Source organism: Streptomyces cellostaticus (assembly GCF_023630175.1).
Classification (GTDB): domain Bacteria; phylum Actinomycetota; class Actinomycetes; order Streptomycetales; family Streptomycetaceae; genus Streptomyces; species Streptomyces cellostaticus_A.
Window position 1 is genome coordinate 1 of sequence record NZ_JALLIN010000033.1, and the last position, 25,517, is coordinate 25,517.

The window sequence follows — 25,517 nt, forward strand, 5'->3', positions numbered from 1 at the left end:
CTCGGCAGGGGCCGCCACGGCCTCCGCCTCGGCCATCTCGTCCACTTCCGCGGCCGGTATGGCCGGCACGGTGACCTCGGCGGGAGCCTCGGCCGCGCCGGGCGGGCCGGCGGGGCGGGAGGCGGCACGGCGACGCCTGCGCGGCGGCAGGGTGTCGCTCGGCGTGTTCAGTTCGGAACCCTCGTTGGGTTCGGTCGGTTCGAGCATGCGGGCGTTTCTCCCGTCAGGCTCCCGGGCGCCGCGCCTGGTCCGGCGCCGGTCCCGAGGGACCGTTCACCGTTGACGTCCGCGGTCCGCGCGATGCGCGGTGACCGCCGTCCGGGGCGCGGGCGCCGCACGGGAGCACTCTGTGTCCTGTCTCGCCGGTTCCGTACGCCTTGTCGGTACGGCCTGGCGAAAGTCTTCTGGTAGGTGCGCTGCCCGACCCAGGTGGCTCCCGAGTACGAGGGCGGCGCTACGGCGGCCGTCCCTACGCGGAACCTTCCGGCGTCGGCGCCGTCGCGGCGGCGGCCGGTGCGGCCGTCAGGGCCTCGGCTGCCTCGCGGTCGGGCGCGAGCGGGTCGGTCACCGTGCCGGTCTCTTCATCGAACAGCCCCTGCGCCAGCCTGGTCACCGCTGCGGGGACCGGCGGCGCCAGGTCGGCCACGGCGCGGAGACCGGACAGGACGTCGTCGGGTCGTACGGCAGGCGTCACGTGCCGAACAACCAGGCGCAGTATCGCACAGGGCCGGTCGGTCGGCCCATCAGCCCGCGAGCCGTGCGTTTCCAGGTTGGCGACCGCCTGGCGGGCGTCGAAGGTGCGGACGCCGTTCTTGGTGGTGCGCTGCACCTCGACGGTGTCGGCCGCCATGAAGGCCTCGACGGCGCGCCGGGCGTCCAGCGGGTCGACGCCGTCCAGCCGCAGCTCCCACACGGAGGCCGTGAGCCGGTCGGCGAGTCCCGAGGTCCGTGCCTCGACCGCGTCGACGACGTCCAGCCCGGTGGGCAGCGACTCGTCGAGGAGGACGCGCAGGGTCTCGGGGTCCCGCGCCGCGGTCAGCGCGATCTCCAGGTACTCCGCCTCACTGCCCGTGCCGGTGGGTGCGGCATTGGCGTACGACACCTTCGGATGCGGTGTGAACCCCGCCGAGTACGCCATGGGCACCTCGGCGCGGCGCAGCGCACGCTCGAAGGCGCGCTGGAAGTCACGGTGGCTGGTGAACCGGAGGCGGCCGCGCTTGGTGTAGCACAGTCGGATGCGCTGCACCGCGGGTGCGGGCGGCGGGCCTTCGGGCTGTCGCTTGCCCAGTGTCCTAGTCCTTCGTGAGTGCGGTGGTACTCCTACCAAGAGTACGTGTCCCGCGGCCCGTGGGTTCCCGCCGGTCCGCGGGAGCCGCCGGCCGGGGCCCGCCGAGCAGCGTCCGCCCGAGCTCCGCGCGGGCCCGCCGCACGGTGTCACGGGCGGCGGCCCGAGCCTGCCGTACGCTCCGCCCCACCGCGCGCGCCGCCTCGGCGGCGGGCCGCAGCACATGGTCCCGGAGGACGTGCCCGGCGGGCGTGAGGACCGTCCGGTACACCTGGCGCGCCGGCTCCACGAGGACCCACCGCACGAGGATCCCCAGCACCCGCCCGGCGGCCCGGGAGATCCGCCCGGCGATCCGCCAGGCGTGTCCGAGGGCCTGCCCGGTCTCCCGCGCGACGACGGCCAGGACCCGGCCCACGGGCACCAGCACCCGGTGCCACAGGGCGCGGGCGGGCAGGACGAGCAGGACGCGGGCCGTCCGGTACAGGGCGGCGCCGGTCCCGGTGACGACGGCGGTCACGAGCCACGCCAGGGCCCGCCCCGCGGGCGCGAGCACCCGTGCGTACAGCCACCGCGCCGGGACGACCAGCAGATACCGCCCCAGCCGGGCCACGACGGCGCACACCACCGCGCCGACCGCCGCGAGCAGCAGGCCGGCGCCCTCCAGCAGCCGGGCGATCCCCCGCCCGACCGGAGCCAGCACGCGCGCGTACAGCCACCGGAGCGCGGCCCCGGTCACCCGCGCGACCCGGACGAGGCCATGCCCGAGGGGCGTCAGCACGTACCGGTACAGCCATGACCCCGGTACGACGACGAGCACGTTCCCGAGCCACCCCAGCACCTTTCCGGCGGGCACCAGGACCCACCGCCACAGCGCGACGAACGGCCACACGAACAGGGCCCGGCCGAGCCACCGCAGCGCGCGGCCGAGCGGACGCAGCACCGTGCGGGACAGGAAGCGCCCGGCGACGGTCAGCGCGTCCCACGCCAGCCGCACGGGCACCACCAGCACGAGCACGACGATCCGTACCGGAACGCGGATCGCCACGGTCAGGCACCCCTCCGCGTGCTGCGGCCGGGCGGGCGGCTTGTCGAGGTCCATACCCGTACGGACGCGGCGGGCACCCCCGTGGATGCGCCAGGTGCACAGCCCTGTGAGGTCGGGGACGCGGCCGGCCGAAGCCGCCGGGCAGGCCCTGAGGGCTGTCCCGCAATTCCCGGCGGGCGCACGAATGACGGCTACGGCACCTCGCCGCGTTGCCGGATCGCCCGAACACACCCGGTATGAGGCCGACCCTCCGCCGTGCGACGCACCGCATCCGACGCCGCGCGCCGACCCGACCGGGGATTACGGGACAGCCCTCAGGCCACGCGCGCCTTGTACGACTCCGGGTAGCGCTCGGTGAACCTGATGACCCCGACCAGCAGGACGATCGGGACGACCCAGTTGAGCCAGTCGTCCATGGACGGGTTCCGGACGGCCAGCCAGGTGGAGAGCGCCATGAGGGCGAAGACCACGCCCCAGGCCGCCGTCAGCACCCGGTTGATGTGCGCGAAGACGGGCGAGTCCCAGTACTCGCGGGGCGTCTGCTGCCGGGCGTACTGCGCCGTGAAGGGATCGGCGAACAGCGATCCCAGCGCGACGACGGCCACGACACCGTTGGAGACGACCTGGGCGTAGGTCTCCAGCCAGATGAGCTGTGAGCGGTCCAGGGCGAGCGCCAGGACCGTGATGACCGCGAAGAACACGATGCCGACCATGTCCAGGAGGTAGAACCTGCCCCGGAGCGTGTCCTTGCCCGACAGCGCGACGGCGGCGATCAGCGCGGCGAGTGCCGCGTACTGCCAGGTGCTGGGGCCGGCGACCACGCCGAAGATGATCCAGGGGGCGAACGAGAAGAACACTCCGCCCGTGCCCGCGGGCCTGCGGGTCGGTGCCCGCGTCGTCGTCTGCCGGGCCATGGGAGTCCTCCCGTCGGATGTCGGGACCGCCCCACCTCGCACCTCCATCGTCGCGTGGCCGGACGCGTGCCGCCCGTCGTGCGCGGCGGGCGGCCGGCCCCTACGGTGGGAGACGCGGTCCGGACGTGCGGGGGGATGCCGTCACGGCCTGTCCCGGGAGCCGCCATGCCCTACCGATTCAGCGAGAACGTCCAGTTCGACTACGAGATCCGGCTGGCCCTGGGCTCGGCCTGGCGCCAGGGGGCGGATCCCGGCGAGGTACTGGCCACCGCCGCGGCCGTCGCGGACGCCGACGGGCAGCGGTGGTTCGACGCCTGGGCGGGCCTGGGCCGCGCGGTCCGGGAGCAGGCCGACCGCGACACGGCGGGCGGGCACACGGTGAGCGCCCGGGACGGTTACCTGCGTGCCGCGGGCTACTTCGGCACGGCCCTGGTGGCCGTCGACGCGGTCACGGATCCCGGGACACGGCCGGTCGAGGTGTTCCGGGAGCACCGCGCGTGCTTCGACCGCTTCCTGCGGGCCTGGGACCCGCCGGCCGAGCCGGTGGCCGTGCCGTACGAGGGCACGTCGCTGCCCGGATACCTCGTCGGCCCGCCCGGCGCGGGTGGGCCGCTGCCGACACTGATCGCCAACAACGGCAGTGACGGCGCGGTCAGCTCCGCCTGGACACTGCTCGGCGCGCCGGCGGTGGCCCGCGGGTACCGGGTCCTGCTCTTCGACGGGCCCGGCCAGCAGTCGACGCTCTTCGAACGCGGGATGACCTTCCGGCCCGACTGGGAGAACGTCGTCACCCCGGTCGTGGACTTCCTCCGCGCCCGACCCGACGTCGACTCCCGGCGGATCGTCCTGGCCGGCATCAGTCAGGCCGGGTACTGGGTGCCGCGCGCCCTCGCCTTCGAGCACCGGATCGCCGCCGCGGTCGCGGACCCGGGTGTGGTCCGGGTGGCGGACGGCTGGTGGCCCAACCTGGGTCCGGAGCTGAGGGAGTTGTGGGAGTCCGGCGACCGCGAGGCCTTCGACGGCTTCCTCGGGGAGGGCCTGGCGCAGGACCCGGCGCTCGCCGCGATGTGGCGCTGGCGGGCCAAGCCGTACGGCATCGACTCGCCCTTCGATCTGCTGACGGAGATCTCCCGGTACGACGTCACGCCCGTCGCCGGCCGGATCACCACCCCGCTGCTGATCACCGAACCGGACGGCGAGCATTTCTGGCCCGGTGCTTCCAGGGAGTTGTACGACCTTCTGCCCGGCTCCGGGCAACTGGTGCGCTTCACCGAGGAGGAGGGTGCGCACCTGCACTGCGAGCCGCTGGGCCGGGCCCTGTTCGAGCAGCGTGTCTTCGACTGGCTGGACGCCCGCGTCGCCACCGCCGGGGCGTCCCTGTCACCGAACGACCACAGCCGGATAACACATTGACCAGCCCACGCCAAAGGCATGGTTTCCAGTCACCGTGACTGGTTCGATGGTAGGCCAACTGAGCTTGCCACCTGGGGGGGACAGCCATGCACTGGTACATCGACGTCCTGAAGAAGTACGCCGTGTTCAGCGGCCGCGCGCGGCGGCAGGAATACTGGATGTTCTTCCTGTTCAACATCGTCATCAGCATCGTGCTGACGATCATCGACGCGGCCATCGGCTCGAGCGTCCCCGCCGTCATCTACTCGCTCGCCACCCTGCTGCCCGGTCTCGGCGTCGCGGTCCGCCGGCTGCACGACACCGGCCGTTCGGGCTGGTGGCTCCTGATCGGCTTCGTCCCGCTGGTCGGCATGATCATCCTGATCGTCTTCCTCGCCACCGAGGGCAAGCCGGAGAGCAACCAGTACGGCCCGAACCCGAAGTACGCCCAGGCCGCCTGAGCGGGCATCGGCACGGGGGCCCGCGGGAGCCGGCGCTTCCCAGGGGTCGCCGCCGCACGTGATCGTGTTGATCACCCCGCGAGCGGTGCACGCAGGACGCTCGGCCGTGGTTTCCCGGCCGAGCGTCCGGCGTGGGCGGCCGTCGAGTCCGGCTGCTAGGCCCCCGGGGCCGTCCCGGTGCGGCCCGCGCCCACAGCGCGGCGGAGGGCCGGGAGGCAAGCCCGGTACGGCCATCGGACGCACAGTGCGGGCCCATCGGATGGAGACCGGCCGGTAACCGGCGAACCCCGGTGGCCTCGCGGGGAGTGCTGTTTCGACCTCCTGCCCGAGATGGTCCGGGGCCCTTTCGTACGGCCGGACGCTCGCGGCGGGCACGACTCGGAAAGGCCCCCCATGCTTACTCGGAAGTCAGTCGCCCGGACCGCTCAGGTGCTGTGCATAGGCGTCGCCGCCACCTTCGCCCAGACCGCGCTTGCCCCCGCGGCGTCGGCCGCCACCCTGCCGGTGGCATGCAGCCAGACCGCCCTGGTCAATGCGATCAACACGGCCAATGGCACCGCCGCGAGCGACACCCTGAAACTGGCCCGTGGCTGCCGGTACTCGCTGACCGCCGAGCTGCCCGCGATCACCTCTCCCATCGTCGTCAACGGCAACGACGCACTCATCACCCGTGCCGTTACGGCCCCCGCCTTCCGCATCCTCACCGTCGACGGCGGCAACCTGACCCTTCGGGCGCTCAGAGTCACCAACGGCGACGCCACGGGCAGCCCGATCGCGAACGGTGCCGGCGGCGGCATCGTCGTCACCAGTGGCGGCACCCTGACCGCCAGCGCCGTCGTGGTTCGGGGCAACCAGGCCAACTTCGGTGGCGGTATCAGCAACTTCAGCGGCTCCACCACGACGGTCAACGCCAGCGTGGTCTCGGACAACACCGCCGCGAACAACGGCGGCGGCCTCGTCAGCGACGGCACCCTGACCGTCAGTGCCTCGAACGTCTCGAGGAACACGGCCGGCGTCGCGGGCGGCGGCATCGCCAACATCGGACAGCTCACGGTGCGCGCCAGCAACATCAGGAACAACAACGCGAACACCGGCGGCGGGCTGGCCAACGGCGTGCCCAGTGTCGCCGGCGGCACCTCCACGGTGAGCGTCAGCAACATCAGCAACAACACCGCCGACGGCACCAACCCCGGTGGTGTCTACAACAACGGCGGCACCGTGACCCTGTACCTGAGCACGGTCTTCAACAACACCCCCAACAACTGCGCGACCAGCCCGAGCCCGGTCCCCGGCTGCTTCAACTGACCGGTCCCGCACAGCACGAGGTACCCCCTCCGGTCGATGATGCGGCTGGTGGGGGCGCCCGCGTCCGCTCGGTCTCACGCGGCGCGGGGGGACCGGCCGTCCGGCGACGGCAGGTCCTGCTCCGTCCAGAGGGTCTTGCCGGTGGGGGTGTAGCGGGTGCCCCAGTGGTGGGTCATCCGGGCGATGATGAACAGGCCCCGGCCGCCCTCGTCGTCGCTCGCGGCGTGGCGCAGATTGGGCGTGGTGTGCCCGGTGTCGGAGACCTCGCAGATCAGCGTCCGGTCGCGGATCAGGCGCACCTGGATGGGGCCGCCGACATAGCGGATGGCGTTGGTGACCAGTTCGCTGACGATGAGCTCGCTGGTGAACGCCAGGTCCTCCAGCCCCCAGTCCCGCAACTGCTTGCTGACGGCGGTACGGATACCGGCCACCCCCGCCGGGTCCGGCGGCAGCTCCCACTGGGTGAACTGGCTCCGGTCGAGCAGCCGGGTGCGGGCCACGAGCAGCGTGGCGTCCACGTCCACCGGCCCGGGCAGCAGGGCGGACACCGCCCGGTCGCACAGGCCGTCCAGGGACGTCCGGTCGCCGGCGAGCACCCCGGACAGTCGCGCGAGCCCGTCCGCGCGGCCGGCGGTGGCCTGCAGCAGGCCGTCCGTGCACAGCACGACGAGACTGCCCGGCGCCAGCCGCAGCTCCGCGCTCTGGTAGGGGGTGCCGCCCACGCCCAGCGGTGGTCCGGGGGGCAGCTCCGGGTAGCCGACGACACCCGTGTGCGGTTCGACCACCGCCAGCACCGGATCCCCGGCCCGCGCCAGGCTGCACCGGCCGGAGACCGGGTCGTACACCGCGTACAGGCAGGTCACACCCCTGGCCTCGTCGGCCTGCGATCTCCGGGGACCCGGATCGCCGTGGCGGTCGCCGCGCTCGTGCGCGGTCTGCTCGACCAGGTCCTCCAGGCGGGAGAGCAGCTCGTCCGGGCTCAGGTCGAGGCGGGCCAGCACACGCACCCCCGTGCGCAGGCGGCCCATCGTGGCGGCGGCGCGCAGGCCGTGCCCGAGCACGTCCCCGACGACCAGGCCGACCCTGGTGCCCGACAGGGGGATCACGTCGTACCAGTCGCCGCCCACCCCGGACCCGTTGTCGGCGGGCAGGTAGCGGCTCGCCGAGTCGAGGGCGGTGTGCGGTGGCAGGCGGCGCGGCAGCAGGCTGCGCTGGAGCTTGAGGGCGACCCCGTGTCCGCGCGTGACCACCGGCATCAGCAGCAGACCGAGCAGCAGGGCGCCGAGACCGATGACGGTGACCCCGCCGGTCGGCCCGAAGAGCGGCAGGTCGATGCTGGTGGAGCCGTATCCCGGGGCCGCGTAGACGTAGGTGGCGTAGACGAACAGGGCGAGCATGATGAGCCCGCCCAGGCCCGGCAGCACACCCTTGAAGACGAGGTCCTTGGTGCTGCGGTCGAGGATCTTGCGGTAGTACCAGAGGCAGGCGAAACCGGTCAGACCGTAGTGGAACGTGATGGCCAGACCGACCGAGTCGACCGAGTCGGCCAGTACGTTCCCGCTGAAGGAGGTCAGCAGCACGAGGAAGGCGACCGAGACCGCGCCCATCCCGATCGTCGACCAGGTCGGGGTGAGGAACCGGCGGTGCACCCGGGCGAACCGGGCGGGGACGGCCTTGTGCACGGCCATGGAGAAGACCGTCCGGGCCAGGGGCAGGATGGTGGTCTGGGTGGACGCCAGCGCCGAGGTCAGCACCATGAGGATCAGCAGCCTCGTCAGCACCACGCCGGTCTCACCGGCCCCGAACACGGCCTCGCCCAGCCCGGAGAGGACGTCGTCCGAGTTGCGGGCGTTGCCGAGCCCGACGCCCGAGACGCCCGCTCCCGCGAACGCCTGCGCCGAGGTGGAGACCAGCGCGTACATGATCAGGAGCAGCACCGTGGACAGGACCGCCGCGCGGCCGGGGATGCGGGTGCTGTCGACCGTCTCCTCGTTGATCGAGACGGCGGTGTCCCAGCCCCAGTAGATGAAGACCCCGGCCAGCAGGCCCGAGGTGAGGGCCTTCACCGAGGTCACCTCGAAGGGGTTGAACCAGGAGGCGGAGACGTGGAGCGCGGTGGGCGGGGCGTCGGTGTAGACCCTGACCAGCGCGGCGACGGCGAAGACGAGCAGCATCACGACCTCGAGGCAGAGCAGCCAGCGCTGCAGGGCGGCCGAGAACTGGATGCCGACGTAGCAGACCGCGGTCATCACGGCGATCCACACGATGCCGGCGACGGTGGTCCACAACCGGTCCTCCGCCAGCCCGTCCAGGCCCACCAGCCGGAATCCGTACGCGCCGGCGATCTCGGCGAGGCTCGCCATCACGATCACGTTGGCGACGACGATGCCCCAGCCGCCCATCCAGCCGGTGCGGGGGCCGAAGGCACGGGTCGCCCAGGTGAAGGTCGTTCCGCAGTCGGCGTTGCTCGCGTTGAGTTCCCGGAAGGCGTAAGCGATCAGCAGCATCGGGACGAACGACAGCATGATGACGATCGGGGCCTGCAGGCCGACCGCCGCGACGATCAGGCCCAGTGTGGCGGCGAGGCTGTAGGCGGGAGCGGTGGAGGCAAGGCCGATGACCACCGAGGAGAACAAGCCCAGCGCGTCGTTCTTGAGCCCCTTGCGACCGGCCCCCGTCCCGGGAGCGAGGCGGTCGGCGGACCCGGCGCCGCCAAAAAGCCACACACTCGATTCCAACGCCGGGTCACGGACCCCGCAACAGCGCGGGCGCCCGCGAATCCCTGGTTCGCGGGCGCCCTGCGGCCGGCCGGAGCCGGTCCGTCACCGGCCGGGGTAGGTCAGAACGCCTGGTTGTTGCAGCCCATGTTCGAGCCGAGGTGGCTCTGCTGCGCCCCGGGGTTGCCCTCGCCGTTCAGCAGGTTGCCCGCGGCGCCGGTGAGGGCGCCGACGCTGCCCAGCACCTCGATGTTCATGTCGTGCGAGCGGCACTCGACACCCTGGGTGACGTCGATGTCGTGGCCGGGCTCACCGTGTGCGAAGGCGCTGCCGGCGCCGAACGAGCCGACGCTGCCGAGCATGGCGCCCACGAGGACCGCCTTGTGGAACGTGCGCATGGGTTCTCCGTTGTTGGGGGGATGGAAACTGCGACGGATACGGATCGGGTCGTGACCGCTGGGCCGCGGGGGCCGCGGCAGGGGGTCAGCCGAGCTGGGGAAGCCCGAACTGGCCGACCGGCGGTGCCGCGATCCGGCCGAGACCGACCGGGGACAGGCCGGGGGCGGTCGGGGGCGCGACGACCGGGTTGACCAGCGGGTTCACCTGGGGATTGACCTGCGGGTTCACCTGCGGGGCGACATGCGCCGGCGGTTCCTGGCTGACGGCCGGAGGCATGGCCACCTGCGGGGCGACCTGCGGCATGACCTGGGGCATGACCTGCGGGATGACCTGCGTCGGCTGCGCGGGAGCGGGCTGCTGGTAGGGCGCCTGCTGCTGGTACGGCTGCTGCTGCGGGTAGGGCGCCGGCTGCGCGTACGGCTGGGGCTGCGGCTGCGCGTACGGCGACGCGGTGGCCTGGGCCGAGCCCTGCGACACGGCCGACGCCGAGGCGTAGCCGGTCTGCTGGGGCGCCTGCGGTGCCGGCGCGTAGGCCGGAGGAGCCTGCTGCGGAGCGGGGGCCGGGGCGTACGCCGGGGGCGCCTGCTGCGGCGCCGGGGCCGGGGCGTAGCCGGTCTGCTGCGGTGCCGGCGCGTAGGCCGGAGGAGCCTGCTGAGGAGCGGGGGCCGGGGCGTACGCCGGGGGCGCCTGCTGCGGCGCCGGGGCCGGGGCGTAGCCGGTCTGCTGCGGTGCCGGCGCGTAGGCCGGAGGAGCCTGCTGAGGAGCGGGGGCCGGGGCGTAGGCCGGGGGCGCCGGCTGCGGCGCGGAGGCCGGGGCATAGGCCTGCGGAGCCTGCTGATCCGGACTCGGCGCCGGAGCGGCGCTGCCCTGTCCGACTGGAGAATCGGCATGGCTGACGCCTACGCCGACGACGGACAGACCGCCGGCCGCCGCTACGACGAGCGCGGCCTTGTGAAGCTTGCGCATGAAACCCTCGGCCCTTCGATACCTGAAAAGGGAAAGCAATTGCGTTCGGTGCCGTCACGCGTGCAGTCGGTGCGATATTCACACCGCACCGTCGGCAGCGGCATTTCTGACCGGCACTACGGACGTCGCGTGCGGGCGGGCAGCGAAATTCCTCGCCCTGGTCGAGTTCGCAACGCTGCCTTCTCCCCGTCGGAACGAGAATTCGCGCGCCCCGGTCACGGCAGCCGAAGGCCTGTCACCCGTTTGCCACACCTCCCGGAGGAGGGATCGGGACACGCCGGAGAGGGAATCGGGGCACCCCGGAGAGGGAATCGGGGCACGTGTCCGCCCACCGGCTTTGCGTCGAATGGGTGACCCCGGGCCGGCGGCCGTATCCGCGGCCGTTCGCACCTCGTTCCCCACGGGCCGGACGCGACGGTCCAACGCAGCCGCCGGCCTCGCCGGGCGGCGGGACGTCGAAGGCCGTGCCGCCCCGTCAGCGTTTCACCAGGTTCCGCGCACAGGTCAACGAAGGACCGAGGATTCCATGCGCAAGCTTCAGCACGTCGCGCTCGTCATCGCAGCCGCGGGCGGTCTGTCCGCCGTCGGCGCCGGCCCGAGCTCCGCCGCCCCCGCCGCTTACGGCGGGACCGTTCCGACGCCCGTCTCGCAGCCGGACGCCCAGGCCGCCTCGGCCGCCTCCGCCCAGGCGACCGCCCAGACCTACGGCTCGCCGGCCCCGCAGCGGGCCCCACAGCAGGCCGCACCGCAGCGCGGTACCGAGGTCGCCCCGCAGGTCAACCCCCAGCTCAGTCCCCAGCTCAGCCCCCAGATCACGCCCCAGGCCCAGCAGACCCCGCAGGGCGGCCCGCAGACGATCAACCACGGCGGTGCGGTGACCCAGAGCAACCTCTTCCGCCCGTACCAGGAGTGCAGCCCGCAGACCCTGCTCGACGCGAACGTCCCGGTCGCTCTGCTCGCCGCCGCCGAGACCCGGGGCGTCGACTGCACCCAGGCCAACAACCAGTCGAACTCCCTGGCCAGCGCCCAGCGGTACTGACGGACACCGGCCGGCGCCCCGCCCCGCTCCGCACGCCCGACGATTCGACGATCCGTCAGATCGACTACGGGTCAAGGGGCTTCGCGACGCGACCGGGGCGCGGCGAGTCTCCGCCCCTTTGGGGGTATTCGACACTAATCTCCCGTAATTGTAGAGCGTCGATCTGCCACAGATCGCACCCCCCACTCCACCGGAGATGACATGCGCAAGCTTCGCAACGTCGCCGTCCTGGTCGCCGCCATCGGCAGCCTCGGACTCGTCGGCGGCACGGCCCAGGCCGCGGGTGGCCACGGCGGCGACCACGGTGACAGGTTCAACGTCACGCAGAGTTCGAACTGCAAGTCGCACGACCTGAACCTCGACCTCCTCGGCGAGGTCGGCCTGATGAACGGCCTGCTGGGCAACGGCCTGAACGGCGAGGGCAGCCCGGGCGCCCAGAACACCCACATCGGCTCGACCATGGGCTGCAACAACAGCGCCTTCTGAGCCCCGGTCCGGCGCACCGACGCCGGAGGGTGAATGGTCCCGGCACCGCGGCCCAGGCCCGGCACCGGGACCATTTGACGCTCCCCCAGGCCCCCTCTTCCTCCGCCCTCACCCCCACCGGGAGATCACATGCGCAAGTTCCGTACGACCGCCCTCCTCATCGCCACCATCGCCAGCGCCGGGCTCCTCGGTGCCGGCGCCGCCCACGCCGGTGAGGGCTGGGGCGGCAAGGGCGGCGACGCGTTCAACATCCGGCAGAGCAGCACCTGCACCTCGCACGACCTCAACGCCGATGTCCTGGGCGAGGTCGGCGTGCTCAACGGCCTGGGCGGCAACCTGCTGAACGGTGAGGGCAACCCGGGTGCGCAGGCCACCACCATCGGCTCGACCATGGGCTGCAACAACAGCGCCTTCTGAGCCCCGGTCCGGCGCACCGACGCCGGAGAGTGAATGGTCCCGGCACCGCGGCCCAGGCCCGGCACCGGGACCATTCGGCGCTCCCGCGGCCACCGGCCGCCGGCAGGCCGAACGGCAGACTCCGGTGCCCCGACCCGCGGGTCGGGGCACCGGAGTCTGCCGCTTTCGCTGCGGACCGTCCGGCCCGGCGGCGTTCAGAACCCGATGTGCGGCTTCCTGAAGCCCTTGGGCAGCTCCGCCCTGTTGGAACAGTCCACGACCTGCCCGGTGCTCGCGCTCTCCTCGCCCGTGATCTCGTCCGCCGAGAACACGACGTGCGGACGGTCGACCGTCGAGCAGTCCTGCTTCTGCCGGAGGACGTGCGTACCGTCCTTGTCGACATGGGAGTCGTTCTCCTGGACGCACACGGTGCCGCCAGGTGCGGTGCCGTGGCAGCCGCCCGGGAGTCCGTGGGCGTGCGCCTGGCCGGCGCCGAGGCAGAGCGCGGCGACACTCCCCACGAGCCCCGAGACGGTGGCGATCCTCTGCGTGGTGAACATGTACTGGGTTCCCCTTTCTCGAAACGGAGGCCCGGACGTCCGCGCCGGTGACCGGCTCGCTCCCGGGCCGGCATCCCCGAACAGCGCCCCCGGGAGCCGGACTTGACGTCCGGTGCGCCCGACGGCGGAACGACTGCAGCCCGGGCGCGTGCCGTTACGGCCGGCGCGCGCCCGGGCTGCTCTCGCCGCGGTGTCACCGGGACACCGCTCGACGCAGTGCGTCGTTACTGGTCCTCGCCGTGCTCGCCGTAGCCCTGCTCGGGCTCGGAGCCCCTCTCGTCCTCCTGGGGCTGACCCTGCGGCCGGCCCTCCTGCGGCTCGGCCTGCGGCCGCTCCTCGGGCCGGCCCTGCGGCTGGACGTAGTAGCCGCCACCGACGGCGACGGCGTTGGCCGAGGAGTTGGCCACCGCGCTGATCGCCGGAGGGGCGTCGTACTCGCCGGCGAAACCGGCCCCGGCGCCCAGGACGGACAGCCCGGCCACCGCCGCCGCTACGATTGCAGCGCGCTGAAACTTACGCATGGATCGACCCTTTCGTACCCGGACGGAATCGCCCGGTTCAACTACGTAGGGTGAGCGTATACACACTCTCCGTAGTTGCCGAGGATCTACACTCCCCATGTCGCACCCGCAACCCGGGCCGCGGCGGCCCTGCGCCACTCAGGGCATCAGACCGAGCAGCCCCTCCTCGTCGCCGCCTTCCGCCGGCGACGCCCCCGTCGTCGTGGGGGCACAGGTGATCTCGGGTCCGACCCGGGTGACCCCGGCGCCGACGGCGGCGGGCAGCGTCATGGGCCGCACCGGCGTACAGGTCTCCCGGTGCGGCACGAAGCCGCCCTCGGGCACCTCGCCCGTGATCCGCTGCGTGCAGCGCACGTCACCCTGGAGGTCGGGGACACAGGGCGCCGACCCCCCTGCGGCGAACGCCGGAGCGACACCGGCGCCGGCCACGGCGAGGCCGCCGACGAGTCCCGCCACGGCCGCGATCTTCATTCCGCTGAACATGTCTCGCGCCTTCCTGTGCGGGTGCGCCCGAGAACCGGTCGCACCGGACCGGACTCAGCCGTTGAAGGCGGTGTTGTACTGGCCGCAGGTGGTGTCCAGGGTGCCGGCGATTCCGAGCACGCCGAGCGGGGCGCTGTTCTCGGCCACCGTCTGCGGGCTGCACTCCTGGTAGGGGCGGTAGGAGTCGGACACCTTCGGCCCGTTGTCGTTGGTGTCGGCGACCGCCGTGCCGACGCCGACGGCGGACAGACCACCGGCCGCCACCGCCGCGATCACGACCTGCTGAAACTTGCGCATGGAACCCTCGGTCCTTTGCCTGAACAACGAATTTGATTGCCTAGCGTGATTGACCAGACACTAGCAGTAGCGGTGCGCGACATTCCACATCGCCGGTCCGGCCCGGACCGGATTGCCCCGCAGAGGTCATCACCGGGACGCCAATTGACCGCGCGCGGCCCCCGGTTGCCGAACTCGGGTGCGGTCGGCGGAAGTTCGTCAGAGGAAGGCGGGCTCGGCGACCCGCAGGCGGGCGGGCGCGGGCACGGAGAGGATCAGGTCCCGCAGCGCCTCGGCGTACAGCCGCACGTTCTTGTACGCGACCTGGGTGTCCGGGTAGCGGCAGGCGAGCCACAGGCCCTCGTGCAGGCGGTTGACCCAGGCGCAGACCTGGTCGCCGTACGACACCCGGATCAGCCCGTACGCGTTCTGCCCGGCCCAGTGGGCGGAGCCGGGGGAGGGCCGGGCGTCCATGTACGAGACGATCGAGTACATGTCGGGCGAGGTCGGGCGGAAGTCCGCGCCCAGCAGGCGCAGTACGCGGGCGAGCGGGATACGCGCCAGCGACCGGTTGTCCCTCAGCTCGGCGCGGACCGTGGCGAGCGCGCCGTCGAAGTCCCGCGCCGCGGGCACCTCGATCGGGGCGCCGCCCACGTACCAGCCGACGGAGTCCGACCACGCGGACTTCAGCCGGGTGTGGAACGGCACGACCGTGCGGTAGACGGGCGTTCCGCCCAGTTCGTGGACGATCAGGCCGGTCGCGGCCAGGACGCCCACCAGGCTGCCGCCGTAGGGCCTGCAGTACTCCTCGAACGCGGCGGCGGCGTCCGCGTCGACGAGGGGCTCGCACAGCAGCCTCTGGGTGGGCAGGGGGGCCCCGGGCCGCAGCCCGAGGTCCACCGGGAACGCCGGGAGACGTCCGTCGCACCGTCGGATGAACTCCCGCCAGCGTTCGACGATCGCGTGGGTGTCGTCGATCCCGTCCGCGCTCGTCCGCTCCTGCTCGCAGAAGTCCACGTAGCTGCCGGGGGGCGTACCGGTCACGGTCCGGCCCGTGACGTCCGCGGTGTACAACTCACCGATCTCGGCGGGGATGCGCTGGAGCGAGTAGGCGTCGACGTTGGTGTGGTCGAAGGCCATGTACACGCTGGTGGAGTCCTCGCGGACGACCGCCGCGTAGATGAGGTTCGGCCACCCGAGCGCGTCCGCCGCCACGTCGAATCGGTCCTGCAGGTACCGGATCAGGCAAGTGGTGTCGGCGAAGTCGCCGACCTCCTCCCGGTGCAGGGAAACGTCGTCCTCGCCGAGCGTGAACCGGTGCATCTCCTCGTCGGCCCACCGGAAGCCGCTGCGCAGCGTCTCGTGGCGCAACGTCCAGCCGCGCAGGGCCCGTTCCAGCGCGTCGAGGTCGGCCGATCCCGGCAGGTCGAACGCGGCGCCCAGCCAGGTGGGTACGAACAGTCCGTCCTCCCGCACCGAACGGGCCGTGCGGATGTGCGACTCCTGGATGTACGCCGGCGGTCGCGGGTCCGGCGGCAGCACCGCCGCGGCCTCGACGGTCGCAGGGCTGAACGTCCACTCGACGAGTCGTCCGGGCCGGACCTCGCAGCGCTGGATGTCAGAAATTCGCACGGTGGCGTCTCCTTCGCAGAAGACACCAGCTTGGTGAAGGGGGCGCCGCGCGCGAGCGGCGGCCGACGTGTCGCCGCCATTTCAGCGGGACGTGTGATGGGTCGAACGACGAAGCGATCATGAGGAGTTCGCCCTCGGCCGCGCCGGACGGCCGGGGCTCGGACCGGCCGTCCGGCCGTCTCGGGGGCGGCGGGCGCGGGTCCAGGGGCTCGGCGCGACGACGGCTCCGGGGCCGGCGCCGACCGGGGCGGCGGCCACCGCGAGCGGCATCGGACGGCCGGACGTCCGCCGGTGCCCGGGGTTTCGCCGCCCGGCCCTCAGCGCGGCGGCCACCCGCCCCTCAGCGGCAGCCCGACCGGGCCTCCGGGGCCGGTGGCGGGTGTCAGCGGCTGAAGGTGCCCAGCCCGTTGGCGTCGAGGTGCTCGATGGTGACGCCGGTGGCCCGGCCCGACCGCGTGTGGAAGGCGACACCGGACAGGCCGGCGGCGTTCTCGCCCCGTGTCCGGTAGCTGAAGGTGTCGCCCGTGTAGTGCGACAGGGGGAACGACATCCTTCGCGGGCCCAGCGTCATGCTCAGCCCGCCGCCGCGGTCGCCGGTGACGGTCACGGGCCCGTAGTACTCGTTCGCGTAGGTGCCCGTGTAGACGGCGGCGGCCCCGGCCGGCTCGGGGTGGGCGGGCGGCCTGGCGTAGTCCGTCGAGGAGGCACCGGTGTAGGCGGCGGCCCGCACCACCTTCTCGTAGAAGGCCGGCCAGTCGACCGTCTGCCTGCCGTGCTGGGCGATGTCGAGGAAGGCGGCGGCCACCGCCTCCGGCACGCCGATGGGCTGTCCGTTCGTCAGCACCACGATGCCGAGCCGCTCGCCGGGCAGCAGGGTGACCGCGGTCGCGGCGCCCAGGTCGAAGGCGCCGGAATGGTTCAGGCGCAGCCGTCCGCGCTCGTCGTACCCGACGTTCCAGCCGAGCCCGTAGAAGCCCGGCTCGCCGGCCGGCGCGAGGGGGTCCATGGCGACGGAGTGCGGGATGCGGGTCTGGTCGAGGGCCTTCGGGTCGACCTGCCGCCTCCCGTCGAACGTGCCGTTGTCCAGTTGCAGGCGCATCCACCTGGTGAGGTCGTCCACCGTCGAACTCGCACCGCCCGCGGGCGCCTGGCCGTCGGCGTTCTCGGTGGTGGAGGGCTTCCACCGGCCGTCGACCTCGACATGGGCCGACGCCTTGTCGGCGGCCCTGTCGTAATCGGCGCGCTCGTAGCTGGAGCGGTCCATCCCGAGGGGCTTGAACAGCGTGTCCGCCGCCAGGCGCGGCCAGCTCGTCTTCGCCGCGTCGGCCACCGCCACCCCCGCCGCGGTGAGGCCGTAGTTGGTGTAGGCGTAGCTCGCCCGGAACGGGGCGAGCGGCTCCAGCCGCAGGTGCCGGAGGATGTAGTCGCGCGGGTAGCCCAGGTCCTCCAGCAGGTCACCGGCGTGGTCGGGCAGTCCGCTGCGGTGCGAGAAGAGATCCGCGATCGTCACGTTCGCCGTCACGTACGGGTTCTTGAGCGCGAAGCCCGGGTCACGGACGGCCATCCGGTCGTCCCATCCGACGACCCCGCGCCCCACGGCCGCGGAGACGACGGTGGACGCCAGCGGCTTCGACAGCGAGGCGAGCTGGAAGACCGTTCCGGTGTCGATCCTCCCGCTCTTTCCCACCTCACGGACGCCGAAGCCCTTCGCGTACACGACCCTGCCCCGGTGGACGACGCCCACGGCGACCCCGGGGACCCCGGTCCTGCGCATCTCGTCCCGCACCAGACCGTCGAGCCGGCCCACAGCCGTGTCCACCTGCGCCCGCGTCAACTGGGGTGGCGGCTGCTTCGGTGGCGTGGGCGCGAGCGAGGTGTCGGCGGACGCACCGGTGGTCGCCGCGTCGACGCCGGTGCACCCCGGCAGGACGGCCGCGAACACCCCCAGGGACAGCGCGGCGGCGCCCACCCGGACCCGCCGGTACAGCGTTCTTCCACGACTCCGATGCGCCATGACCCAGCCACCTCGCGCTCGCCTGCCTCAGGGGCACGCCCGGCACCCTTTCCATACTCGCCACAGGCGGCGGCCCCCGGCACGCGGGCGTCCCCGAGCGGGTGAGGCCTTCGGGGCCGCCACCGCACCCGGCATGCAGGTGGAACACCCCAGAGCCTGGCTTTTCTCGCGGCAGGGCCGGACTCTCCAGGCGGATTCACGAGCGCCTCTCGCCCTGTCCGCGTCGATCGGTTCCTTCTGCGGAGACCCGACGACGCTGCGGTTCACCGCGGTTCACCGCGGTTCGCAGGGGGACCCGCGGCCCGCGTCCGCTCGCCGAGGCGTGTCCCGCGCCGTGCGCGCCGCCCACCGCCGGCTCCGGGGTGCGCAGGCCGCATTCCCCGTGGGGGTCGGGATGAGAGTTGTCGTTGGGGTCGGTGCCCGGCCACCGTTCCGTGGCCGCGTACGGCTACCGCGGTCGCGTCACCGCGCCGGTGCCCTTCGGCAACGCCAAGTGGCTCGACCACCACCGGCGGCTGATCGAGACGGCCGCGCCCTTCCCGCCGCCCGGCTCCACACCCGACCGGCCCGCCGACACGAAGCCGGTGCCCGTCGACTTCCCCGGTCCCGCACTGCCCGCCCGGGGCGCCACCGTGGTCGTCACCGGACACGACCCGGGCGAGCGGCGGGTCACGGCCGCGCAGCAGCACCGGCGCCGGCGCCAGGGCCGTCTGTGCCGTCCTGGCCGTCCCCGCCGTGTCGGCGTGGACGTCTCCGGAAGCGGCCGGTCCGTCCGGGCCGCCCCGATCGGTGCACGGCTCCGGTCGTGGTCCGGCGCCGGTCCGTGCCCCGTCCGGATGCCTGGCCCTGCGGACAGCGCCGCCGGGTGGCAACTTGGTCGTGCAGACCGCACCGGCCGACGAGGCGACCGCGAGGGCACGGCCTCTGATACCGACGACGACCACCCAGGAGGCTTTCGTGCACGACAAGCCGCTCAGAAGGATCGCCGACGAGCTGACGCGCCGGCGCCCCCACTCCTCCCACGGGGCCCGGGAAACCGTGGGACCCGACAGGTTCGGTATCGACCTCGACAGGGCCGCCCGGTTCGTGGACGGCACACTCGGAGCGGACGACGAGGCGCGGCTGGCCGAGGAGGTGGCCGAACTCCTGCCCCTGTGCTGGAACCTGCCGAACAAGGCCGTCGAGACGCTGACCCCGATCATCGACCACCTCGGCGGCCAGCGTGAACTCATGGCATGGCTGGACGGGCACGAGGGGCGACCGCGGCTGACGGCACGGATCTTCGTCCTCCTCGGCCTGCTGGACCGGTACACCGACGACGCCGCGGTGCTGGACACGATGCGCGCGGCACGCGCCCGCGACCCCTTCCCCGCCGGGCTGCGCGGAGAGCTGCTGCCGGAGACCGACGAGGAGACACTGAGCAGCCTCGCCTACCGGATCGAGAAGCGTCTCGCCGACGACGAGAAGGAGGCCGTCGCCCTGTCCCTGGCGACCACCGGATGGCTGCGGCGGATCGCGGACGACGCCGATGACCCGGATCCCTCGGTCCGCGAGCTCGGAAGTCTCATGGCGCACGTGCAGCAGGACATCGGCGAAGCCGCCACGCCGTCCTGAGGTGTCATCCACGTCCACGACCGGGGCGGACGGGCCGCCGGGCCCGCCGGCAAGGTGCCCAACCTGCCCCCTCGCCCGCCCGCCCGGACGTGCCCGGCCGCGTGCGGACGACCACCGCACCCCGGTCGCACCCACCCCGGTCGCACCCGCTTCGGTCGCGGCGGCGGCACCGTCATCCGGTGTGGCACAGGACCTCCAACCGCCCCATGCCCTCCTGGAAGAGCCTGTCGATGTGCCGGCGGCCCGCGCCCAGCAGCAGACGCACCGGGAGCGCGGCGTCGACGGCCAGGGTCCATGTGACGGCCGTCCCGCTGGTGGACGAGGGCGTCAGGGTCCACAGCTCCACCAGTGCCGACACCCCCGGCGCGTTGGCCTCGCGGGCGCAGTACGCGAAGCGGTGGCCCGGATCCCACGCGATGATCCGTTCACGGGCCCGGACGGCGCGGTACAGACGGAAGTGGCGCACGGAGCCGACGCCGTAGGGGGGCCGGCCCTCGAAGTGGACGTCGTCGGCCGGCGCGAACCAGCGGGGCCAGTTCTCCGGGCGTTCGGCGAGCTGCTCGAAGACCGCTCCGGCGGGGGCCCGCAGCTCCCGGGCGCAGGTCTGCCTGAACCGGGCACGAGCGAGGAACCCCAGGTCTTCGGGACGCAACTGGTAGCTCATGCGGTCTCGGGCCCTTCCGGTGCGGCGCGCCGCCGGCGCACCCGTCCATCGTCGCCCGGGGCCGGACGGCCGTCAGTACGGGTGCCGCCAATGGGATGACCTGATGTTCGGCGCGGTCTACCTGTCGGCGTTCGAAGGGGACCTGTCTCCCTGGGCGGCACACCGTCGCCGGGCGGCGCCAGGAGACACGAAGGAGACAGCGAGGATGGCCATTGCCTTCAAGGGTGTGATCCAGGAGGACATCCGGCAGTCGGTCCCGGACTGGGAACCGTACAAGCAGCCGCAGGCCCCGGACGGCGCGCCCAACGTGCTGTACCTGGTGTGGGACGACATCGGCTTCGGCACCTTCGACCTCTTCGGCGGTCTGGTGGAGGCACCGGCGATGCGCCGGATCGCCGACATGGGGGTGAAGTTCACCAACTTCCACACCACCGCGCTGTGCTCCCCCACCCGCTCATGTCTGCTGACCGGGCGGAACGCCACCAGCAACGGGATGGCCTGCGTCGCCGAGATGACGAGCGGCTTCCCCGGCTCCAACGGCAGGATCCCGTTCGAGAACGCCAGCCTGGCCGAGGTGCTGGTGGAGCGCGGCTGGAACACCTACGCCCTGGGCAAGTGGCACCTCGTCCCGTCGGACGAGGCCAACCTGGCGTCCTCCAAGCGGCACTGGCCGCTCGGCCGCGGATTCGAGCGCTTCTACGGCTTCCTCGGCGGCGAGGCCGACCAGTGGTACCCCGACCTCTTCCACGACAACCACCCCGTCGAGCCGCCGGCCACCCCGGAACAGGGCTACCACCTGTCGAAGGACCTGGCGGACAAGGCCATCCAGTTCATCCGGGAGGCCAAGGCCATCGCCCCGGAGAAGCCCTGGTTCACGTACTTCTGCCCCGGCGCCGGCCACGCGCCGCACCACATCTTCAAGGAGTGGGCCGACAAGTACGCGGGCAGGTTCGACGACGGCTACGAGGTCTACCGCCAGTTGACGCTGCGGCGGCAGATCGAGCTGGGGATCATGCCCGAGGGCACCGAACTCACCCCCATCAACCCCCACGGCGAACCGGAGGCCACCGGCCCCGAGGGCCAGCCGTGGCCGCTCACGGACTTCGTCCGCCCCTGGGACTCGCTCAGCGACGACGAGAAGCGCCTGTTCGCACGGATGGCCGAGGTCTTCGCCGGCTTCGTCGCCTACACCGACGCGCAGATCGGGCGCCTGCTGGACTACCTGGAGGAATCCGGGCAACTGGAGAACACCGTCATCGTCGCGGTCTCGGACAACGGCGCCAGCGCCGAGGGCGGGCCGAACGGCTCGATGAACGAGATGAACTTCTTCAACGGGGTGCCCGACGACATCACCGAGAACCTGCGCCATCTCGACGACATGGGCAGTCCGAAGACGTACAACCACTACCCGAGCGGATGGGCCTGGGCGTTCAACGCCCCGTTCAAGTACTGGAAGCGGTGGGTGTCGTACGAGGGCGGCATCGCCGACCCGATGATCGTGGCCTGGCCCAGGGGCATCCAACAGCGTGGCGAGACCCGCCACCAGTACGTCCACGCCATCGACATCGTCCCCACGGTCTACGACCTGCTGGGCGTCCGGCCCCCCGCCGTCGTCAAGGGCGTCGAGCAGAGCCCGATCGAAGGCGCCAGCTTCCGGAGGGTGCTCGAGGACCCGCAGGCGCCCCCGCCGCGCGACACGCAGTTCTACACCATGCTCGGCACACGCGGGATCTGGCACGACGGCTGGCACGCCGCGACCGCGCACCCGCCGGCGCCGTCCAACTGGAGCCACTTCGAACAGGACGTGTGGGAACTGTACGACCTGCGCGAGGACCGCTCCGAGAACCGGGACCTGGCCGGCCGGCACCCCGAGAAACTGGACGAACTCAAGCGCCTGTGGTCGTCCGAGGCGGAGAAGTACCACGGGCTGCCCCTGGACGACCGCAGCCCCGTCGAGATCCTGAACACGCCCCGGCCGCAGCTCGCCGCACCCCGGGACCGGTACGTCTACTACCCGGGCTGCGCCGACGTCCCCGAGGCCGCGGCCGTCAACATCCGCGGGCGGTCCTACAGCGTCATCGCCGAGGTACGGCTGGACACACCGGAGGCCCGCGGAGTGCTCTTCTCCCACGGCGGCCGGTTCGGCGGCCACAGCCTGTACCTGTTGGACGGGCACGTGACCTACGTCTACAACTGGCTCGGCCGCATGGAGCAGAAGGTCAGCTCCCCCGATCCGGTGGGCCCCGGTGACCACACCTTCTCGGTGGCGTTCCAGGCACACGAACGCGATCAGCAGGGCAGCACGCACGGCACGCTCGCCCTGTACGTCGACGACCGCAAGGTCGCCGAATCGGGCATCAAGACCCAGCCCGGCAACTTCTCCCTGGTCGGTGAGGGCCTCGCGGTCGGCCGCGACGCGAGCCAGCCCGTCTCCGCCGACTACGGCCCGCCGTTCGAGTTCCTCGGCGGCACGATCCGCCAGGTGGTGGTCGACGTCAGTGGAGAGGCCTTCGCCGACGTGGAGAAGGAACTGATCGGCATGTTCCACCGCGACTGACCGCGACCCGCGGACGCGGGGCCCCTCGCCCCTCAGCGAGGGGCGAGGGGCCCCGCGTCCGCGGCGCAGCGGAAACCCTGGTGACCGGTGCTGCTGTCCGGGGTGCTGGAACTGCGGGCGGCCACCCGGTACCGGCGGCAGTAGGAGGCGTGGCACAGATAGGAGCCGCCGCGGATCACCCGGGTGCCGCCGGACTCCGGACCGCGGGGGTCCTCGCGGGGGCTGCGGGCGTAGTAGTCCGGCGCGTACCGGTCGGCGCACCATTCCCAGACGTTGCCGCACACGTTGTACAGACCGTGGCCGCCCGGCGGGTAGGCCGTCACCGGAGCCGTGCCGTACCAGCCGTCGGGCCGGGTGTGCCGGTCGGGGAAGCGGCCCTGCCACACGTTCATCCGGCGCTCGCCGCCCGGCTCCATCTCGTCGCCCCAGGGGAAGACCGCCTGCTCCAGGCCACCGCGCGCCGCGTACTCCCACTCGGCCTCGGTCGGCAGCCGCTTGCCCGCCCACGCCGCGTAGCGGCAGGCGTCCCGCCAGGACACGTGCACCACCGGGTGGTCGGCACGGTCCGCGAGATCCGAGCCCGGCCCCTCGGGACGACGCCAGTGGGCACCGTGCACCTGCCGCCACCACGGCGCCGCCGCCACGGCCCGGGTGTCGGGGAAGCCGGCCGGCAGGAGCCCCGCGAAGACGAACGACCACCCGTACCGCTCGGCGTCCGTCACATGTCCCGTGGCCGCGGCGAAGGCACCGAAGTCGGCGTTGGAGACGGCGCACCGGTCGATCCAGTACGGGCCCAGGGACACCTCGTGGACCGGCCCCTCGCCGTCCCCCGGAACCGCCCACCGGTCCTGGGCCCCCATCCGGAAGACGGCCCCCTCGAGCCGCACCATGCCCTCCCGGTCCGGGCCGCCCGGACCGAGGGGCGCCCGGGCGGACCCGGACGGCGAACCGCCGTCGGGCGCCACGGGGGGAGGCCCTGACCGCGCAGGACCGCAGCAGACGGAGCGCGCCTCACCGCCCGACGTCATCCGGCCTCCCAGGGGACTCGGCTCTGCACGCGATTGTGCTGCAGCCGGGGCGCCGCGCGCGCGACGACACGGCGCCGGTCGGCCGGGACACGCGGAACGGACGTCAGCCGGCCCGCAGCGCCACGCAGGCCTCCCGGGGGGGGTGGCGAAGACGCGCAGCCGCCGCGTGGCGCCGTCCGAGTAGGGGCTCGCGCGCGGCCGGCCCCCACCGGCATCCGGCCCCGGCCGTCAGACGCGGTTGAACGGTTTCCCCGCCGCGCAGTGAGCGGGCGGGTTGTCGCCGCTCACGTCGAAGTCGGAACAGGTGAGGAAGAGGTGGTTGAACTTCCCCAGCAGGAAGGCGAGAACGCCGACCAGGATGGTGACGCCCACCGCCCCCAGGCGGTGGAACACCGGGAGCGCGGCGTAGTCGGGACCCTTTCACCCTGGACTACTGGCTGCCCACTGCGCGCCCGCCTCAATCAATCCTCTGTGCGGTCTGGGTGGCGACGTGAAGTACTTGTTCGAGAGGGCCGCGTCTGAACAGTCGGGTCCACACGGTCGCCAGCAGCATGGCCGCGCCGATGAAGCCGAGGAGCGCCGGAAGGGCGGACAGGGTCTCGTCGTCGGCGATCGCGGGCACGTACCAGACCTCGCTGAAGGACCACAGAGCGATGATGTGCAGGACGTAGGCGGTCAACGCCGTCATACCGACCGCGGCGACGGGGCGGGCCAGGGCGGTGAGGCGCGGCATCCTTTCGGCGACGGCCAGGCAGGCGGCGATGACGGCCAGAGCGACCCCGGTGTTGCCGATGATGGAGAACGTCGTCTGGGAGTGGGGTGCGGCCACCAGCAACCAGCCCAGCGGGGTGTGGTCCTCGGGCGTGCCGACCGCGTCGGACCACCAGGCAGAGGACGCCGAACCGCCGTCCGCGGCCGAGGAGATAGTGGGCAGGGCGGTCGGGACCATGTGCAGAGCAAGCCAGGAGCCGCCGTATCCCAGCAGGGCGAGCGCCCCGCCGGCGAAGGCCAGCCGTGATCCGGCGCCTGGGCGGGTGAGATCGAGCCGTGCCACCACCATGCCCGCGACGAGGAACGGGATCCAGGTGAGAACGGGGTACTCGCCTGTGAACAGGAGTTCGATGATGCCGTCCGTGTTGCTGATCAGGGCGACGGGGTCGTGTGCGATGACGGTATCCGCCCAGCCGCCGGCCTCAATAGCCGCTCTGATCACGTACAGGACCTGAGGCAGGAGCAGTGCGCTCGCGGCAGAGATGAGGGCGAGCGTCCGGGCTCCGAGCCGGTGCAGCGGGAGCACGGCCAGGAAGAGCAGCCCATAGGCGCTGAGGATCACGTCGACGTCGGTGTCCAGGGCGATCAGGGCGTAACCGAGCGCCAGCAGCAGGGCCGCACGAATCACGATCCTGGCCACTGCCTGACGACCGGCGCGACCGGTATGGGGGCGGGGGCGGCCGGTGATGATGACCAGCGAAAACCCGGCGAGCACCGCGAACAGGGCGGCGGAGCGGCCCCGAGCCGTCTCCAGCAGGAACCCGAGCGGGCCGCCGACGGCCACGGCGGGCCCGACGTGAGCGGAGAACATGCCCAGAACGGCGAGCCCACGAGCCAGGTCGATGCCGATCAGCCGGCCGACCGCGGGCGTCTTGACGGTGGCCGGCGGCTGGTCACCTTCGAATGGCGGTGACATGTCTGCCTGCTCGACCGTGATCGGAGTCATGTCTCATGAGTTCACCAGCAATCCACCCAAACCGCCCGGGCAATTC

25 protein-coding genes are annotated in these 25,517 nt (G+C 72.6%); 8 read left to right on the forward strand and 17 right to left on the reverse strand.

The window, feature by feature from the left end:
• From MXD57_RS21050 to MXD57_RS21065, 4 genes are all read right to left on the reverse strand, one after another.
• The coding region (locus MXD57_RS21050) for a hypothetical protein (RefSeq protein WP_250403274.1) at window positions 1-207 on the reverse strand (207 nt) is incomplete at its 3' end.
• A gap of 262 nt (window positions 208-469) precedes the next feature.
• Window positions 470-1,246 (reverse strand): TIGR03936 family radical SAM-associated protein, encoded by a 777-nt coding sequence (locus MXD57_RS21055; protein ID WP_250403276.1) that lies wholly within the window; start codon window positions 1,244-1,246, stop codon window positions 470-472.
• Between the two features lie 46 nt (window positions 1,247-1,292).
• Window positions 1,293-2,384 (reverse strand): hypothetical protein, encoded by a 1,092-nt coding sequence (locus MXD57_RS21060; protein WP_250403278.1) that lies wholly within the window; start codon window positions 2,382-2,384, stop codon window positions 1,293-1,295.
• A gap of 260 nt (window positions 2,385-2,644) precedes the next feature.
• Window positions 2,645-3,244, reverse strand: coding sequence for a hypothetical protein (locus MXD57_RS21065; protein WP_250403279.1), 600 nt, complete (start codon window positions 3,242-3,244; stop codon window positions 2,645-2,647).
• 165 nt (window positions 3,245-3,409) lie between these two features.
• Between MXD57_RS21065 and MXD57_RS21070 the strand changes: the two genes are divergently transcribed.
• From MXD57_RS21070 to MXD57_RS21080, 3 genes are all read left to right on the forward strand, one after another.
• The gene (locus MXD57_RS21070) at window positions 3,410-4,657 is read left to right on the forward strand and encodes an alpha/beta hydrolase family protein (protein WP_250403280.1); all 1,248 of its coding nucleotides are present in this window, start codon (window positions 3,410-3,412) and stop codon (window positions 4,655-4,657) included.
• Window positions 4,658-4,743: 86 nt separating this feature from the next.
• Window positions 4,744-5,097: a DUF805 domain-containing protein gene (locus tag MXD57_RS21075; RefSeq protein WP_250403282.1), complete on the forward strand. Its 354-nt coding sequence runs from the start codon at window positions 4,744-4,746 to the stop codon at window positions 5,095-5,097.
• A gap of 393 nt (window positions 5,098-5,490) precedes the next feature.
• Complete coding sequence (locus tag MXD57_RS21080) at window positions 5,491-6,402, forward strand: hypothetical protein (RefSeq protein WP_250403284.1); 912 nt, start codon at window positions 5,491-5,493, stop codon at window positions 6,400-6,402.
• 74 nt (window positions 6,403-6,476) lie between these two features.
• Here MXD57_RS21080 and MXD57_RS21085 read toward each other — a convergent pair whose 3' ends face one another.
• From MXD57_RS21085 to MXD57_RS21095, 3 genes are all read right to left on the reverse strand, one after another.
• Window positions 6,477-9,128 carry an amino acid permease gene (locus MXD57_RS21085; RefSeq protein ID WP_250403285.1) on the reverse strand — a complete coding sequence of 884 codons (2,652 nt, stop codon included), beginning with the start codon at window positions 9,126-9,128 and terminating at the stop codon, window positions 6,477-6,479.
• Window positions 9,129-9,241: 113 nt separating this feature from the next.
• Window positions 9,242-9,517 (reverse strand): hypothetical protein, encoded by a 276-nt coding sequence (locus tag MXD57_RS21090; protein WP_250403288.1) that lies wholly within the window; start codon window positions 9,515-9,517, stop codon window positions 9,242-9,244.
• 85 nt (window positions 9,518-9,602) lie between these two features.
• On the reverse strand, window positions 9,603-10,484 hold the full coding sequence (locus MXD57_RS21095) for a hypothetical protein (protein WP_250403291.1): 882 nt from the start codon (window positions 10,482-10,484) through the stop codon (window positions 9,603-9,605).
• A gap of 526 nt (window positions 10,485-11,010) precedes the next feature.
• On the opposite strand from MXD57_RS21095, the gene MXD57_RS21100 reads away from it, so the two are divergent.
• From MXD57_RS21100 to MXD57_RS21110, 3 genes are all read left to right on the forward strand, one after another.
• Window positions 11,011-11,523: a hypothetical protein gene (locus MXD57_RS21100; protein WP_250403294.1), complete on the forward strand. Its 513-nt coding sequence runs from the start codon at window positions 11,011-11,013 to the stop codon at window positions 11,521-11,523.
• A 201-nt stretch (window positions 11,524-11,724) separates the two neighbouring features.
• Window positions 11,725-12,009 carry a hypothetical protein gene (locus tag MXD57_RS21105; RefSeq protein ID WP_250403296.1) on the forward strand — a complete coding sequence of 95 codons (285 nt, stop codon included), beginning with the start codon at window positions 11,725-11,727 and terminating at the stop codon, window positions 12,007-12,009.
• 129 nt (window positions 12,010-12,138) lie between these two features.
• Complete coding sequence (locus MXD57_RS21110; RefSeq protein ID WP_250403297.1) at window positions 12,139-12,426, forward strand: hypothetical protein; 288 nt, start codon at window positions 12,139-12,141, stop codon at window positions 12,424-12,426.
• Between the two features lie 194 nt (window positions 12,427-12,620).
• On the opposite strand, the gene MXD57_RS21115 is transcribed toward MXD57_RS21110, so the two are convergent.
• From MXD57_RS21115 to MXD57_RS21140, 6 genes are all read right to left on the reverse strand, one after another.
• Window positions 12,621-12,965, reverse strand: coding sequence for a hypothetical protein (locus MXD57_RS21115; RefSeq protein ID WP_250403299.1), 345 nt, complete (start codon window positions 12,963-12,965; stop codon window positions 12,621-12,623).
• Window positions 12,966-13,189: 224 nt separating this feature from the next.
• Window positions 13,190-13,486 (reverse strand): hypothetical protein, encoded by a 297-nt coding sequence (locus tag MXD57_RS21120; protein ID WP_250403301.1) that lies wholly within the window; start codon window positions 13,484-13,486, stop codon window positions 13,190-13,192.
• A 138-nt stretch (window positions 13,487-13,624) separates the two neighbouring features.
• Window positions 13,625-13,969, reverse strand: coding sequence for a hypothetical protein (locus MXD57_RS21125; RefSeq protein ID WP_250403303.1), 345 nt, complete (start codon window positions 13,967-13,969; stop codon window positions 13,625-13,627).
• A 54-nt stretch (window positions 13,970-14,023) separates the two neighbouring features.
• Window positions 14,024-14,266, reverse strand: coding sequence for a hypothetical protein (locus MXD57_RS21130; protein WP_250403305.1), 243 nt, complete (start codon window positions 14,264-14,266; stop codon window positions 14,024-14,026).
• A 198-nt stretch (window positions 14,267-14,464) separates the two neighbouring features.
• The gene (locus MXD57_RS21135; RefSeq protein ID WP_250403306.1) at window positions 14,465-15,877 is read right to left on the reverse strand and encodes a condensation domain-containing protein; all 1,413 of its coding nucleotides are present in this window, start codon (window positions 15,875-15,877) and stop codon (window positions 14,465-14,467) included.
• A gap of 382 nt (window positions 15,878-16,259) precedes the next feature.
• The gene (locus MXD57_RS21140) at window positions 16,260-17,891 is read right to left on the reverse strand and encodes a serine hydrolase (protein ID WP_250403308.1); all 1,632 of its coding nucleotides are present in this window, start codon (window positions 17,889-17,891) and stop codon (window positions 16,260-16,262) included.
• Between the two features lie 957 nt (window positions 17,892-18,848).
• Here MXD57_RS21140 and MXD57_RS21145 point away from each other — a divergent pair.
• Complete coding sequence (locus MXD57_RS21145) at window positions 18,849-19,505, forward strand: hypothetical protein (protein ID WP_250403310.1); 657 nt, start codon at window positions 18,849-18,851, stop codon at window positions 19,503-19,505.
• Between the two features lie 172 nt (window positions 19,506-19,677).
• On the opposite strand, the gene MXD57_RS21150 is transcribed toward MXD57_RS21145, so the two are convergent.
• A complete protein-coding gene (locus MXD57_RS21150) occupies window positions 19,678-20,169 on the reverse strand; it encodes an SRPBCC family protein (RefSeq protein ID WP_250403312.1) in 492 nt (163 codons plus the stop codon).
• A 205-nt stretch (window positions 20,170-20,374) separates the two neighbouring features.
• Here MXD57_RS21150 and MXD57_RS21155 point away from each other — a divergent pair, with 205 nt between their 5' ends.
• On the forward strand, window positions 20,375-22,726 hold the full coding sequence (locus MXD57_RS21155; RefSeq protein WP_250403314.1) for a sulfatase-like hydrolase/transferase: 2,352 nt from the start codon (window positions 20,375-20,377) through the stop codon (window positions 22,724-22,726).
• A 32-nt stretch (window positions 22,727-22,758) separates the two neighbouring features.
• Here the strand turns inward: MXD57_RS21155 and MXD57_RS21160 are convergent, their stop codons facing one another.
• The 3 genes from MXD57_RS21160 to MXD57_RS21170 all read right to left on the reverse strand — a co-directional run bounded on the left by MXD57_RS21160 (window position 22,759) and on the right by MXD57_RS21170 (window position 25,441).
• Window positions 22,759-23,754, reverse strand: coding sequence for a formylglycine-generating enzyme family protein (locus tag MXD57_RS21160; protein WP_374114735.1), 996 nt, complete (start codon window positions 23,752-23,754; stop codon window positions 22,759-22,761).
• Window positions 23,755-23,982: 228 nt separating this feature from the next.
• Window positions 23,983-24,147 (reverse strand): hypothetical protein, encoded by a 165-nt coding sequence (locus MXD57_RS21165; RefSeq protein WP_250403318.1) that lies wholly within the window; start codon window positions 24,145-24,147, stop codon window positions 23,983-23,985.
• A gap of 64 nt (window positions 24,148-24,211) precedes the next feature.
• Window positions 24,212-25,441, reverse strand: a complete 1,230-nt coding sequence (locus MXD57_RS21170; RefSeq protein WP_250403365.1) for a DUF418 domain-containing protein — start codon at window positions 25,439-25,441, stop codon at window positions 24,212-24,214.
• Between the last annotated feature and the right edge of the window lie 76 nt (window positions 25,442-25,517).